Genomic DNA, 12246 nt, shown 5'->3' with positions numbered 1-12246 from the left:
TGCCGCCGACGCCGCGATCGGGCGTCCCCCGCACGGACAAAAAGTGCTATCCGGACGGGCGGGGAAACGGACAGCTCATCCAGAATCGGCCGTTCGGCTGACGGCAACCCCCGAGACGCGCGCAAGACTTTCGGGATGCAACAGGGCTCCGGCTTCCTCTCGACGCGTCAGCGCCGCCTGGCTTGGCTCGGCTTTCTCCTCGCCGCGCTCCAGGCTCCCGTCTCCGCCAAGCTGGTCTCGGACGACTCCTGGTTGTTCAGCCTCTGCGTGGCGCTGATGGTGGCGACCGTGATCATCGCCGACGACGCGGCCCGGCGCCGCCCGGCCGACGCGCGCTCGACGGACTAGCGCGGCGGCCGCCGGGGGCCCGGGAGGTCGTCCCCCGCCTGCGCCTGGCGAGCGAGCGCTCGTCGGCGTCAGCCCGTACCGCCGGGGCGCGCCTCGTGACCGGAGCGGCCCCGGGTCCGCCGCCGCTCCTTCATCTCCGCCTCGTAGAGGTGCCGACGGCCGTCGACCAGCTCCTCCCGGGCCGCCCGGTCCAGGTCGCGGAAGAGGGCGTAGTACCCGTCGTCGAAGTCCTCGACGATCTGGAACGTCCAGCGGCCGGCGATCACGTTGCGACCCAGCAGCTCGGTGTCGATGCGCTCGGCGATGTGCCCGTGCCCGGCGGCACGGAACATCTCCACGGCGTCGTCGAGCATCAGGTCGGCGTGCCCGACCAGCTGGTGCAGCGAGTAGAGGTGGCCGCGCACCCGCTCGACGCACTCCAGCGCCTCGCTGAGCTTGCCGAGCGCGGCCACCGTCTCGTCGCTGACCCCGGCCGGCCGGCGGTGCCGTTCGTCCGGTTCGTCCACGTGCTGTCCCATCCGTTCCTCCACGGTGTCGGCTGCGCCCCTCCGGGCGGTTCTCCTCCTGCCCCGCCCGCGCCGGGTCAATCCCGTGGGCCGGGTTGACCGATCGGTGGAGGACCAAAAACCCGCCGAGTGGCCGAGGTCGACCCGGGAATCGGCCGGATAGCCTCGTTTCCCATGCGTGTGCCGTTCAACCGGGTCGAGGCCCGTTCCGCCGCCAGCTCGGCGCGAGCCACCCTGGCCCTCCTGTCCACCTCGGTCGGCGCCGAGGGCCTGGCCGCCGCCGCCGCGCGGCCGGGGCTGCTCGCCCTGGTCGACCAGCACGCCGCGGCGGTGCGGGAGAGCCTCGACGGCGACCGGCGGCCGCTGAGCGCCGCCGCGCTCGCCGGCTACGCGGAGGGCGTACGCGCGGCCGCGCTGGAGCACGGCTGGCAGCCGGCGGCGGCGCCGGTGGACTGGTCCGAGCCGGACTGGCTGCTCACCCGGCTGCTCGCGGTCTGCGCGCTGGCCCGCACGCTGGGCACCCCGGCGCCCGGCCCGCTCCCCCGCGTCTGACCGGGCCGACCGTTCCTCCGGCATGCCGGAGGGGCGCCCGCCACGTTCGCGGACACCCCTCCCGCCTCGCCGTCACCGGCCCGGTCAGCGGCGGAACTGCTGGGTCTCCTCGCCCACGTTCCCCGACTGGTAGGTGCCGCGTCCACCGGCCATCGTCGCGGACTCCTGACCGCGCGGCATGATCTCGGTGCGCTCGGCCGCCGCCCGGTCGGCCATCTGCCGGCCGACGTCGGTCTGGCCGGCCTCCCGGGCCCGGCGGTGCTCCTGCACCGCCCGTGACTCCTCGGCCATCCGGTCCAGCCAGCGGTCCCAGCGGCTCTGCATCGGCCGCACCAGACCACCACCGACGCCGACGACCAGGATGCCGACCACCGTGGCGAGCACCGCGATCAGCACCGGAGTGGTCACCGTGGTGGCGACGCCCACCTGGTTCAGCGCGGCGATCACACCCAGCGCGAGAATGAAGATCGCCGTCACGTCGGCCAGGATCTTGCCGTACGCGAGCCCGCCCAGCGCCCCGGTGACCAGATCCCGGACGGCGTTGGCGATCGCGGCGGCCACGACGACGATGATGATCGCCACGAAGGCGCGTGGCAGCCAGGCGACCACACCGCTGATCAGGTCACTGATCGCGTTGGGTCCCCAGACCCCGAAGGCGAACTGCAGGGTGAACAGCAGCACGGCGTAGTACGCGAGTTTCGCCAGGATGTCGCTGGCGTCGTACTTCGTGCGTTCCAGCGCGCGCTTGATGCCACCCCGTTCGACCGCCCGGTCGAAGTTCACCCGTTCCAGCGCCGCGTCGACGATTTTCAGCACGGCTCTGGCGATGAGCCATCCGACCACGAGGATCGCGATGAACGCGATGGCCCGCGGTATGAACAGCAGCACCGACCTCCACATGTCGGCCACGGCGTCGCCGATGTCGACCTGCCTGACCGCGAGGGTTTCCGGCATGACGTCCCTCCTGTCGCATGGACTGCGTCGCGCGCTTACCCGGTCACCGACGCGGCACGCCGTGCCGGTCCCCGACTTTTTCCCGACATGTCATCGCAGACCCGCCCTGACCTGGACGAGCCTTCGCCGCGGACGACGCGCGGGGCATGATCGGGAACGGGTGCCGGGTGGTCCGGTTAGGCTGCGGTCATGCCAGGAACGGTCGGACGGGTCCCCAACCCCCCAGCCCCGGTGTCGGGGGCGCCCGCCGCCTCGGGCGCGGCGGCCGCCGTCCTCGGTCACGACTGGGCCGGCACCCCGCTCGGCCCGTGGCGCTCGTGGGACCCGGCGGTCCGCGCGGCGATCGAGGTCGTCCTCGCCTCGCCCGTGCCGATGGCCCTCACCCTGGGCGACGACCACCTGCTGCTCTACAACGACGGGTACGCGGACCTGATCGGCGACCGGCACCCGGGGGCGGTGGGCCGGCCGGCCGCCGAGGTGTTCCCGGAGCTCTGGCCGATGCCCGGGATCGGCGAGGCCGTCGAGCGCACCTACCGCTCGGGCGAGCCGTTCCTGGAGAAGGAGTCCACGGTTCCCCTGCACCGGCGTCCCGGCCCGGTCGAGCAGCGGGTCTTCACCCGGGGCCATTCCCCCGTGCGGGACAGCGCGGGTCGGATCGTCGGCGTGCTGACCGTGGCCGCGGAGACCGCCCAGGTCACCCAGCAGTTGCAGAGCCTGAGCGACTTCGCCGCCGCGCTCGCCGGCACGCTCACCCTGGACGACGTGGCCCGGGTGACGCTGCGCTACGCGATCACCTCGTTCGACGCCGACCGGGTCTCGTTCGCCGTGGACGAGGGCGGGGGCGGCTGGCGGATGGTCCGGCGCGTACGCGGCGAGCTGATGGACGAGGCCGACGAGCGGCTCCCCCCGCTGTGGCGGCGCATCCCGCCGGATTGGGAGGGCCCGGTCGCGGCGGCCGCCCGCACCGGCGTGCCGCTCTTCGTCGACGACGGCCAGCCGCTGCGGGAGATCGCGGTGGACCGGCACGACCAGAAGATCCGGGCGCTGGCCGCGGTGCCGCTGCGGGCGTCGGTGGTCCGCGGCGGGCTGGCCGTCGGCTACCAGGTGCCGCGCGCCTGGTCGGCCGCCCAGCGGGCCCTGCTGGCCGCGTCCGCCGAGTTGGTCGGCCAGGCGGCCGAGCGGGCCCGCCGGTTCGAGACGCAGCACGGCACCGCCCAGCTCCTGCAGCGCAGCATGCTGCCCGAGCACCTGCCGGACCTGCCCCGGATGCGGATCGCCGCCCGCTACGACCCGGGCGTCGACGGCAACGCCGCCGGCGGGGACTTCTACGACGCGTTCCTGCTGCCGACGGGCGGCCTGGGCATCGTGCTCGGCGACGTCGCCGGCCACGACGTGCAGGCCGCCGCCCGGATGGGGCAGGTCCGGGCCGCGCTGCGCGCGCTGGCGCTGACCGACCCCCGCCCGGACGCCGTGCTGGCGGGGCTCGACCGGCTGGTCACCAGCCTGGGTGCCGAGGGCGACACACACGAACTCTTCGTGACGGTGGTCTTCGGGGTGGTCGACGCCGAGCGGCAGCAGCTCACCCTGGCCAGCGCCGGTCACCCTGCCCCGCTGATCCGCCGGTGCGCCCCGGACGGCGAGCCGGTCGCCGAGTACGTCGACGTACCCGCCGGCGCCCCGCTGGGCCTGGGCTGCCGGCCGCCCACCGCGACGGTCCGGTTCGCCCCCGGCGACACGCTGCTGCTGTTCAGCGACGGCGTGGTGGAGCGGCGCTGGCAGGGGCTGACGGCGGGCCTGGACGCCCTGGCCGAGGCGGTGGCCGGGGCGGGCAGCGGCGACCCCCGTGCGCTGTGCGCGGTGGCGACCGCGGCGGTGCCCGGCGCCACCGAGGACGACGTCGCGGTGCTGGCGGTGGAGCACGCGCTGCGGCCGAGCCGGTCGGCGAGCATGGAGGTGCCGGCCGAGCCGACCGCGCCGAGCCGGGTGCGGCACTGGATGACCGGGCAGCTCACGGAGTGGCGGGTCCCGGAGTCGATCGTCGGCGCGGCGGTGCTCTGCACCAGCGAGCTGACCACCAACGCGCTGCTGCACGCGGGCACCGCCGCCCGCGTGGAGATCGACCTGAGCCCGGAGCGGCTCCTGGTGTCGGTCGCCGACTCGGGCACCCGGGGCACGGTCACCCGGGCGCAGACCGACACGCTCAGCAGCCGGGGCCGGGGGCTCGGGCTGATCGAGGAGCTGAGCGACACGTGGGGAACGGACCCGACCGTACGCGGCTCGACGGTCTGGTTCGAGATGCTGATCCCGTCCGGCTGAACGGTGGCGTCAGCCGGCCCGGGACGGGGTAGTGAGGACGCCATGCCCATCGAACAGCCCGCCGGCGTCCTCTTCGACGTGGACGGCACCCTCGTCGACACCACGTACCTGCACACCGTGAGCTGGTGGGAGGCACTGCGCCAGGCCGACCGCCACGTCCCGATGGCGGAGATCCACCGCGCCATCGGGATGGGCTCGGACAAGCTGCTCGACCACCTGCTCGGGCCGGAGCGGGACCGCGGCGCGGACGGGAGGCTGCGGGACGCCCACGACGCGCTCTACGGGGAGTACTGGGAGCGGCTGGTCCCGCTGCCCCGCGCGGCCGACCTGCTGCGCGCCTGCGCTGAGCGCGGGCTGCGGGTGGTGCTGGCCACCTCCGCCGCCGAGCACGAGGTCGGCGCGCTGCGCCGGGCCCTGGCCGCCGACGACGTGATCGACACCGTGACCTGCGCGGCGGACGCGCAGGAGAGCAAGCCCGCACCCGACATCCTGGTGGCCGCGCTGGAGCAGTCCGGGCTGGCCGCCGAGCGGGTGGTCTTCGTCGGCGACTCGGTCTGGGACGTCGCGGCCGCCGGCAAGCTGGACATCCCCTGCGTCGGGCTGACCTGCGGCGGGACGAGCCGGGGCGAGCTGGCCGGGGCCGGGGCGGTGGCCGTCTACGACGATCCCGCGGCCCTGCTCGCCGCCCTCCCGGACTCGCCGATCGCCGCCGCGTGACGGCCGCGTCGCACCGGACGGGAACACGAGGTCGATCGGGACAGGAATACGAGAAGACCTCCGGGGGCAAGGACTCTCCCCGCCTGCCCGCACGCCGTGGGCGAGGCGGAAGGGTGGTGTCGTGGAGCCGGTAGACGTGGCGTTCGCGGTGGTCGGTCTGGGCGCGCTGCTGGCGGGGATCCTGCCCCGGGTGCTCGAGCGCCGGCCGCTGTCGATGCCGATCGCCTTCCTCGGGCTCGGCATGTTGGTCTTCGTCCTCCCCATCGGGCTGCCGAACCCCGATCCGCTCGCGTACCCACGGATCGCCACCCACCTCACCGAGATCGGCGTGATCGTCGCGCTGATGGGCGCCGGCCTCAAGATCGACCGCCCGTTGAGCTGGGCCCGCTGGTCGTCGACGTGGCGGCTGCTGGCCGTCGCCATGCCGGTGTGCATCGCCGCGGTGGCGCTGCTCGGCTGGTGGTGGGCGGGGCTCGTGCCGGCCGCCGCGCTGCTGCTGGGGGCGGCCCTCGCCCCCACCGACCCGGTGCTCGCCGCCGACGTGCAGGTCGGGGAGCCCACCGACGTCGAGGACTCCGAGGACGAGGTCCGCTTCGCCCTGACCTCGGAGGCCGGCCTGAACGACGGGTTGGCCTTCCCCTTCGTGTACGCGGCCATCGCCATCGCCACCACGAGCCTCGCCCCGGCGGACTGGCTGGGCCGCTGGCTCGCCGTGGACGTGCTCTGGAAGGTCGCCGCCGGGGTCGCGGGCGGCTGGCTGATCGGCTGGCTGCTCGGCAAGCTCTTCTTCCGGGCCCCGAGCGAACTGCGGCTGGCCCGGCACGCCGAGGGCTTCCTGGCGCTCGCGGCGACCTTCCTGGCGTACGGGCTGGTGGAGGTCGTCGGCGGGTACGGCTTCCTGGCGGTCTTCGTGGCCGCCCGGGCGATCCGGGCCGCCGAGCGGACCCACGAGTTCCACTCGGTGCTGCACGCCTTCGCCGAGCAGATCGAGCGGCTGCTGACCGTCCTGCTGCTGCTGCTCTTCGGCGGCGCGGTGGTGGGCGGGCTCCTGGCCCCGCTGACGTGGCCGGCCGCCGCGGTGGGGCTGACGCTGGTCTTCGTGGTCCGGCCGCTGGTCGGCCGCCTGTCCCTGCTCGGCGCGCCGGGCCGGCCCGCCGAGCACTGGGTGATCGCGCTGTTCGGTATCCGCGGCGTCGGTTCGTTCTTCTACCTCGCGTACGCGACGGCGAAGACCGACTTCCCGCAGGCGGACCTGCTCTGGGCGACCGTCGGCCTCGTGGTGATCGTCTCGGTGGTGGTGCACGGGGTCGCGGCGACCCCGGTGATGCAACTGCTGGACCGCAGGGGCGAGCGCACCGCCGACCCGTCCGAGCGGGGCCGCGCCGGCGAACCCGTGGCCGCCGCGAGCTGACCGCTCGACCCGGGCGCTCGGCCCGGGGCGGCCCGTCAGGTCAGGCGGGCGGCCAGGGCGCGGCCGAGGTCGCGGCCCGAGAGCCAGGCGCTCTGCACCCGGGGCTGGCCGAAGGCGTCGCCGGCCAGCCCGACGCCGTCGGCGTCCAGGTGGTACGTCCCGCCCCCGCCGGCCGTCGGCTTCGCGTACGTCCAGCGGTGCACGTGCACGTGCTCCGCCGGGTCGGGCAGCCCCAGCAGGTCCCGGACGGCCTCCTCGATCGCCGGTCCGGCGCCGGTGGGCTGGGCGAGGTGGCCGGCGGTGAACCCGGGCGTGGTGTGCGCGACCAGCACCGGCGCCTCGTCGCCACGCCGGTCGCCGTCGTCGCAGACCAGACTCAGCAGCGGGTGGTCGTTGACGAACGCGCCCCGGAAGGCGGCCCACCGGCGGCTGGGGAAGCGCAGCACCCCGGCCAGCGACGGCGACCACCGCTGCGCCTGCACGGCCCGGGTGGCGGCGTCCAGGGCCGGGTCGAGCAGCAGGGCCGCCTGCGGCCCCGGCATCGCCAGCGCCACCGCCGCGCAGGGCCGCCCGTCCACCACCGGCCCCGGCTCGACGCCCAGCACGAGCCGGTCGACGGTCACCGGCAGGTCCCGGGCCAGGTGCTCGACCAGCGACCGCAGCCCCCGGGGCGCCGCCCAGCGCATCGGGCCGGGCACCTCGCGGCGGCCGTCGGCGCCGTACGCGACGAAGGTGTCGGTCCACTCCCGGGCCAGCCCGGCCGCCCGCCACCCCTCGACCACCTCCGCGAAGTCGGGATCGCTGACGGTGAAGTAGGCGGCACCGGTGTCGGCGGGCCGGCCGTCGAAGCGGCGGCTGGCCATCCGGCCACCGGCCACCCGGGCGCGCTCCCGGATCTCCACCGGCACGCCGGCGCGGACCAGTTCCGTCGCGCACGCCACCCCGGCGATGCCCGCGCCGACCACCACCACACCCGCCCGGTCCGCACCCACCGGGCGATCGTATGCGCCCCGACGTCGGCACGGGCGGACGAGATCGGCCCGGGGCATGTCGGCGCGACGGCCGCCCCGGCAGGCCGGCGGGCGGGTGCCGCGGGCCGACCCGCCGGTTGACGGTACGACCCGCCCCGGAACCCGCATGGATCCGCCCGGGGCGGGGTATTGGCACGTCTGTTCGAAGGAAGGTGGAGATGATGACGGACCGCGACAGCACCCCGGTCGACCCGCGGGGCGCGATCAAGGACCCCGACGAGTGGGTCACCGGAGCGGAGCCGCCGACGGCGGCGCAGGAGTCGTACCTGGCCACGCTGGCCCGCGAGGCCGGCGAGGACCTGCCGGAGGGGCTGACGAAGGCGGAGGCCTCCAAGCGGATCGACGAACTCCAGGAGGAGACCGGCCGCGGTCAGTGACCCGGCGGGCGGCGCGGCGGGAGGCGGTGCAGCTCGACCTCGTCGAGCCGTCCCGCCGCCACCCGGGCGGTCAGGAAGGTGGCGTACGGCTGGGCACGCCGGTCGGTCGGCGAGCCCGGGTTGAGCAGGCGCAGCCCGCCCGGGGCGACGGTGTCCCAGGGGATGTGCGAGTGGCCGAAGACGAGCAGGTCGGTGTCGGGGAAGCGGGCCGCGCAGCGCTCCTCGCGCCGGGCCTTCGGCCCCGTCTCGTGCACGACCGCGATCCGCAGCCCGTCGAGTTCCACCCGGGCGACCTCCGGCAGCCGGGCGCGCAGCGCCGGCCCGTCGTTGTTGCCGTACACGCCGACGAGCCGGCGGGCCCGGGCGGCCAGGGCGTCGAGCAGCGCCTCGTCCACCCAGTCTCCCGCGTGCAGCACCACGTCGGCGGCGTCGACGGCCGCCCAGAGCGGCGCCGGCAGGTCCTTGGCCCGCGCCGGCACATGGGTGTCGGCGGTGATCACCAGACGCATCCCCCCATTCTCCGCGGCGGCGGCGTCCACCGCCCGTCCGTCCGCCCGTAGGATCGCCGCGTGGGTGCTGCCGCAGTGGTCGAGGGGCGGTCGGCGCCGGTGGGGGCGCTGCTGCGGCAGTGGCGGGAGCGGCGCGGGCTCAGCCAGCTCGCCCTCTCGGTCGAGGCGGAGATCTCCACCCGGCACCTCAGCTTTCTGGAAACCGGCCGCGCGACGCCGAGCCGCGCGATGGTGCTGCGGTTGGCCGAGCACCTCGACGTGCCGCTGCGGGACCGCAACCGGCTGCTGCTGGCCGCCGGGTACGCCCCGGTCTACTCCCACGCGCCGCTGGACTCCCCCGACCTGCGCCGGGTCCTCGACGCGGTACGCCGGGTCCTGCGCGCGCACGAGCCGTACCCGGCGGTCGCGGTGGACCGCCTCTGGAACCTGGTCGCCGGCAACGCCGCCCTGCCGCTGCTCACCGAGGGCGTGGCGGCGCACCTGCTCCGGCCGCCCGTCAACGCGCTGCGGCTGACGCTGCACCCCGAGGGCATGGCCCCCCGCATCGTCAACCTCGCCGAGTGGCGCGCCCACCTGCTCGGCCGGCTGCGCCGGCACGTGGGACTGACCGCCGACCCGGAGCTGACCGCGCTCCACGAGGAGCTGCGCCGCTACCCGGGCGGGGCGGCCGATCCGGACGCCGAGCTGCCCCGCGCGGGCGACGTCGTGGTGCCCCTGCGGCTGCGCGGTCCGGGCGGCGAGCTCTCGTTCCTCAGCACCGTCTCGACCTTCGGCACCCCCCTCGACGTGACGGTCGAGGAGCTGTCCGTCGAGTCGTTCTTCCCGGCCGACGAGGCCACCTCGGCGTACCTGCGCGACGCCGGCCGCTGACCCCGCCCCGGCCGCCGGCGGGGCGCCCCGGGGACGGACCGGCCGACGCGGGGTGCTTCCGGAGCGGCCGGCCGGACGCGGACCGGTCCACGCACCCGGCGGCGTTACCCGGGGACGGCGGCGGGAACGCGGGCGGTCGACGAAGGAGGAGGCTCATGAGCACACCGTCGAGTGGGACCTCGGGCTGGCGGCCCGGCATGCCTGGCGGCGACACCCTCCCGTCCGGTCCCGCCGGTCGGCCGGCCGCCCATGCCGGCGACGGGCGCGGACCGGAGATGGGACCGCCCACCGTGACGATCGGGTCGTACCCGGACTATCCGTCCGCCCAGCGGGTGGTGGACTACCTGGCGGACAACCGTTTCCCGGTGGAGCACACCGCCATCGTCGGGACGAACCTCACCCTGGTGGAGACGGTGCTCGGCCGGCTGACCACCGGCCGGGCGGCGCTGCTGGGCGCCGGCACGGGCGCCTGGTTCGGGCTCTTCATCGGGCTGCTGTTCGGCATCTTCACGGCGGGCAACAACTGGATCGCGGTCATCCTGGTCGCGCTGGTGGTCGGGGCGATCTGGGGGGCGGTGTTCGGCGCGGTCACGCACGCGATGACCGGCGGGCAGCGCGACTTCACCTCCGCCAGTTCGCTGCGCGCCGGCCAGTACGCGGTCATCGTCGACACGCAGTTCGCCGAGCAGGCCCGGCAGTTGGTCGGCCGGATGCACCTCACCGCGTCGCCGCAGACCCGGTGACCGCCACCCGGGCGGTGGCGAGGCGGGCGTGCAGGTGCTCGTCGTAGCAGCGGCTGTCGCCGTCCGCGACGCCGGGGCCTGGCACACCCGGTCACCCGGCGCCCGTGTTCACCGGGCCGTCCTTCAAAGCTGCACGATCCCGTCCGGACAGCGGGGGTAACCGCGCTCACATGCCACTAGTTAAATTTTGAAAGAGTGCTACTGTGACGGCGTGACCGAGAGCCTGGACGCCCCCCGACTCGCCGCCTGGCGGGCCTACATCGAGGCCAGCCAGCGGCTGTTCACGCGACTGGAGGAGGATCTGCGCGCCGACAGCGCGCTCAGCTTCGCCGACTACCACGTGCTCGTCCTGCTCTCCGAGGCGCCGGGGCAGCGGCTACGGATGGGCGAGCTGGCGGGGCGCCTGGTCTTCTCGCCGAGCCGCCTGACGTACCAGATCTCGTCCATGCAGCGGCGCGGCCTGGTCGCCCGGGAGTCCTGCCCCGAGGACCGCCGCGGCAGCGAGGCGGTGCTCACCGCCGCCGGGCTGCTGACCCTGCGCGAAGCCGCCCCGCACCACCTGAGGTCGGTGCGGGCCCACCTGATGGACGACCTCGACGACGCCGAGGTCGCCTGCCTCACCCGGATCTTCGAGCGGCTCGGCCGGCGCCTGCGCGCGGACGGCGACGCGTCGACCCCCCACCCCGACAACTGAGGAGCCTGAAGATGCCCGCCATCACCGTCGACAACGTGCTCGTCCTGCCGCGCCTGCCCCGGCTCGACGAGTCCACCGCGTTCCGGCCGGTCCGCCGGCTGACCACCGCGCCGAGCGGCTACGAGGGCGAGGGCTTCCCGGTCCGCCGGGCCTTCGCCGGCGTGCCGGTGAGCGAGCTGGACCCGTTCATCCACCTCGACCAGATGGGCGAGGTGGACTACGCCCCGGGCGAGCCGAAGGGCACCGCCTGGCACCCGCACCGCGGCTTCGAGACCGTGACCTACATGATCGACGGGATCATGGACCACCAGGACTCGCAGGGCGGCGGTGGCACCATCACCAACGGCGACACCCAGTGGATGACGGCCGGCAGCGGCCTGCTGCACATCGAGGCGCCGCCGGAGCACCTCGTGACGAGCGGAGGGCTGTTCCACGGCACGCAGCTCTGGGTCAACCTGCCCCGGGTCGCCAAGATGAACCCGCCCCGCTACCAGGACATCCGCGGCAAGGAGGCGGCGCTGCTCACCACGCCGGACGGCGGCGCGCTGATCCGGGTGATCGCCGGCGACGTCGCCGGGCACCAGGGGCCGGGTTCGACCCACACCCCGATCACCATCACCCACGTGACGGTGCAGCCCGGCGCGCGCGTCGACCTGCCGTGGCGGCCGGACTTCAACGCCCTGGTCTACGTGCTGGGCGGCCGCGGCACCGTCGGCACCGACGGGCGGCCGGTGCACACGGGTCAGCTCGCCGTGCACGGCCCGGGCGACGCGCTGACCTTCGCGGCGGACGCCCGCCAGGACAGCCACACCCCGGCGCTGGACCTCTACATCATGGGCGGCGAGCCGATCCGGGAGCCGGTGGCGCACTACGGCCCGTTCGTCATGAACACCCGCGACGAGCTGCTCAAGGCATTCGAGGACTTCCAGGCCGGCCGGCTCGGCGTCGTCCCGGCCGAGCGGCTGCCGCACACCGACGGCCAGGCGCCCCGGCCCTGAGCGCGGGCGGTGGCGCCTCCGGCGGACAGCCGGAGGTGCCACCGGCGCGTCGAGAACGGCGCCCGTCGCCGGACGGCGGCGCGGGGCGTCAGGAGACGGCGAAGATGCCGGCCACGCCCAGGATCACCATCAGCAACACCGCCACCAGCGCACCCCGCTCGCTCTCCACCGCCTGCTCGCGGTACTCGGGCACGGGGTTCGTCGTCTCGCCGGGCATGGT

15 protein-coding genes are annotated in these 12246 nt (G+C 75.1%); 10 read left to right on the top strand and 5 right to left on the bottom strand.

Annotation, left to right across the window (positions count from 1 at the left end; genetic code table 11):
* The first annotated feature begins 135 nt into the window (after positions 1–135).
* Positions 136–348 (top strand): hypothetical protein, encoded by a 213-nt coding sequence (locus ACFY23_RS21505; protein WP_350682944.1) that lies wholly within the window; start codon positions 136–138, stop codon positions 346–348.
* 68 nt (positions 349–416) lie between these two features.
* On the opposite strand, the gene ACFY23_RS21500 is transcribed toward ACFY23_RS21505, so the two are convergent.
* Positions 417–866: a hypothetical protein gene (locus tag ACFY23_RS21500; protein WP_350682946.1), complete on the bottom strand. Its 450-nt coding sequence runs from the start codon at positions 864–866 to the stop codon at positions 417–419.
* A 162-nt stretch (positions 867–1028) separates the two neighbouring features.
* On the opposite strand from ACFY23_RS21500, the gene ACFY23_RS21495 reads away from it, so the two are divergent.
* Positions 1029–1406 carry a DUF6401 family natural product biosynthesis protein gene (locus ACFY23_RS21495; RefSeq protein WP_350682948.1) on the top strand — a complete coding sequence of 126 codons (378 nt, stop codon included), beginning with the start codon at positions 1029–1031 and terminating at the stop codon, positions 1404–1406.
* Positions 1407–1490: 84 nt separating this feature from the next.
* Here ACFY23_RS21495 and ACFY23_RS21490 read toward each other — a convergent pair whose 3' ends face one another.
* The gene (locus ACFY23_RS21490) at positions 1491–2360 is read right to left on the bottom strand and encodes a hypothetical protein (RefSeq protein ID WP_350682950.1); all 870 of its coding nucleotides are present in this window, start codon (positions 2358–2360) and stop codon (positions 1491–1493) included.
* A 189-nt stretch (positions 2361–2549) separates the two neighbouring features.
* Between ACFY23_RS21490 and ACFY23_RS21485 the strand changes: the two genes are divergently transcribed.
* From ACFY23_RS21485 to ACFY23_RS21475, 3 genes are all read left to right on the top strand, one after another.
* On the top strand, positions 2550–4676 hold the full coding sequence (locus ACFY23_RS21485; protein ID WP_350682952.1) for a SpoIIE family protein phosphatase: 2127 nt from the start codon (positions 2550–2552) through the stop codon (positions 4674–4676).
* A 42-nt stretch (positions 4677–4718) separates the two neighbouring features.
* Entirely contained in the window at positions 4719–5393 is a 675-nt protein-coding gene (locus ACFY23_RS21480) for an HAD family hydrolase (protein WP_350682954.1), read from the top strand.
* Positions 5394–5514: 121 nt separating this feature from the next.
* The gene (locus ACFY23_RS21475) at positions 5515–6804 is read left to right on the top strand and encodes a cation:proton antiporter (protein WP_350682956.1); all 1290 of its coding nucleotides are present in this window, start codon (positions 5515–5517) and stop codon (positions 6802–6804) included.
* 35 nt (positions 6805–6839) lie between these two features.
* On the opposite strand, the gene ACFY23_RS21470 is transcribed toward ACFY23_RS21475, so the two are convergent.
* Positions 6840–7775: an FAD-dependent oxidoreductase gene (locus ACFY23_RS21470; RefSeq protein WP_350682976.1), complete on the bottom strand. Its 936-nt coding sequence runs from the start codon at positions 7773–7775 to the stop codon at positions 6840–6842.
* 221 nt (positions 7776–7996) lie between these two features.
* Between ACFY23_RS21470 and ACFY23_RS21465 the strand changes: the two genes are divergently transcribed.
* Positions 7997–8212 carry a DUF3072 domain-containing protein gene (locus ACFY23_RS21465; RefSeq protein ID WP_350682958.1) on the top strand — a complete coding sequence of 72 codons (216 nt, stop codon included), beginning with the start codon at positions 7997–7999 and terminating at the stop codon, positions 8210–8212.
* On the opposite strand, the gene ACFY23_RS21460 is transcribed toward ACFY23_RS21465, so the two are convergent.
* On the bottom strand, positions 8206–8721 hold the full coding sequence (locus ACFY23_RS21460) for a YfcE family phosphodiesterase (protein ID WP_350682960.1): 516 nt from the start codon (positions 8719–8721) through the stop codon (positions 8206–8208). The genes ACFY23_RS21465 and ACFY23_RS21460 overlap by 7 nt on opposite strands.
* 60 nt (positions 8722–8781) lie before the next feature.
* Between ACFY23_RS21460 and ACFY23_RS21455 the strand changes: the two genes are divergently transcribed.
* From ACFY23_RS21455 to ACFY23_RS21440, 4 genes are all read left to right on the top strand, one after another.
* Entirely contained in the window at positions 8782–9591 is an 810-nt protein-coding gene (locus tag ACFY23_RS21455; protein WP_350682962.1) for a helix-turn-helix transcriptional regulator, read from the top strand.
* Between the two features lie 275 nt (positions 9592–9866).
* Positions 9867–10334 (top strand): general stress protein, encoded by a 468-nt coding sequence (locus ACFY23_RS21450; protein WP_387038722.1) that lies wholly within the window; start codon positions 9867–9869, stop codon positions 10332–10334.
* A gap of 211 nt (positions 10335–10545) precedes the next feature.
* Complete coding sequence (locus ACFY23_RS21445) at positions 10546–11028, top strand: MarR family transcriptional regulator (protein WP_350682966.1); 483 nt, start codon at positions 10546–10548, stop codon at positions 11026–11028.
* A gap of 11 nt (positions 11029–11039) precedes the next feature.
* On the top strand, positions 11040–12026 hold the full coding sequence (locus tag ACFY23_RS21440) for a pirin family protein (protein ID WP_350682968.1): 987 nt from the start codon (positions 11040–11042) through the stop codon (positions 12024–12026).
* Between the two features lie 88 nt (positions 12027–12114).
* Here the strand turns inward: ACFY23_RS21440 and ACFY23_RS21435 are convergent, their stop codons facing one another.
* On the bottom strand, positions 12115–12243 hold the full coding sequence (locus ACFY23_RS21435; RefSeq protein ID WP_350682970.1) for a hypothetical protein: 129 nt from the start codon (positions 12241–12243) through the stop codon (positions 12115–12117).
* Between the last annotated feature and the right edge of the window lie 3 nt (positions 12244–12246).

The organism is Micromonospora sp. NPDC000121, from assembly GCF_042899165.1.
In the GTDB taxonomy this organism is placed as follows: domain Bacteria; phylum Actinomycetota; class Actinomycetes; order Mycobacteriales; family Micromonosporaceae; genus Micromonospora.
The sequence above is the reverse complement of the archived record's forward strand: the minus strand, read 5'-3'. Positions and strand labels throughout refer to the sequence as shown.

What these genes read in the sequence shown, in the direction of transcription:
- ACFY23_RS21505 (WP_350682944.1), top strand. Translation starts at nt 136, where the DNA reads ATGCAACAGGGCTCCGGCTTCCTCTCGACGCGTCAGCGCCGCCTGGCT.
- ACFY23_RS21500 (WP_350682946.1), bottom strand. Translation starts at nt 866, where the DNA reads ATGGGACAGCACGTGGACGAACCGGACGAACGGCACCGCCGGCCGGCC.
- ACFY23_RS21495 (WP_350682948.1), top strand. Translation starts at nt 1,029, where the DNA reads ATGCGTGTGCCGTTCAACCGGGTCGAGGCCCGTTCCGCCGCCAGCTCG.
- ACFY23_RS21490 (WP_350682950.1), bottom strand. Translation starts at nt 2,360, where the DNA reads ATGCCGGAAACCCTCGCGGTCAGGCAGGTCGACATCGGCGACGCCGTG.
- ACFY23_RS21485 (WP_350682952.1), top strand. Translation starts at nt 2,550, where the DNA reads ATGCCAGGAACGGTCGGACGGGTCCCCAACCCCCCAGCCCCGGTGTCG.
- ACFY23_RS21480 (WP_350682954.1), top strand. Translation starts at nt 4,719, where the DNA reads ATGCCCATCGAACAGCCCGCCGGCGTCCTCTTCGACGTGGACGGCACC.
- ACFY23_RS21465 (WP_350682958.1), top strand. Translation starts at nt 7,997, where the DNA reads ATGACGGACCGCGACAGCACCCCGGTCGACCCGCGGGGCGCGATCAAG.
- ACFY23_RS21460 (WP_350682960.1), bottom strand. Translation starts at nt 8,721, where the DNA reads ATGCGTCTGGTGATCACCGCCGACACCCATGTGCCGGCGCGGGCCAAG.
- ACFY23_RS21450 (WP_387038722.1), top strand. Translation starts at nt 9,867, where the DNA reads ATGGGACCGCCCACCGTGACGATCGGGTCGTACCCGGACTATCCGTCC.
- ACFY23_RS21440 (WP_350682968.1), top strand. Translation starts at nt 11,040, where the DNA reads ATGCCCGCCATCACCGTCGACAACGTGCTCGTCCTGCCGCGCCTGCCC.
- ACFY23_RS21435 (WP_350682970.1), bottom strand. Translation starts at nt 12,243, where the DNA reads ATGCCCGGCGAGACGACGAACCCCGTGCCCGAGTACCGCGAGCAGGCG.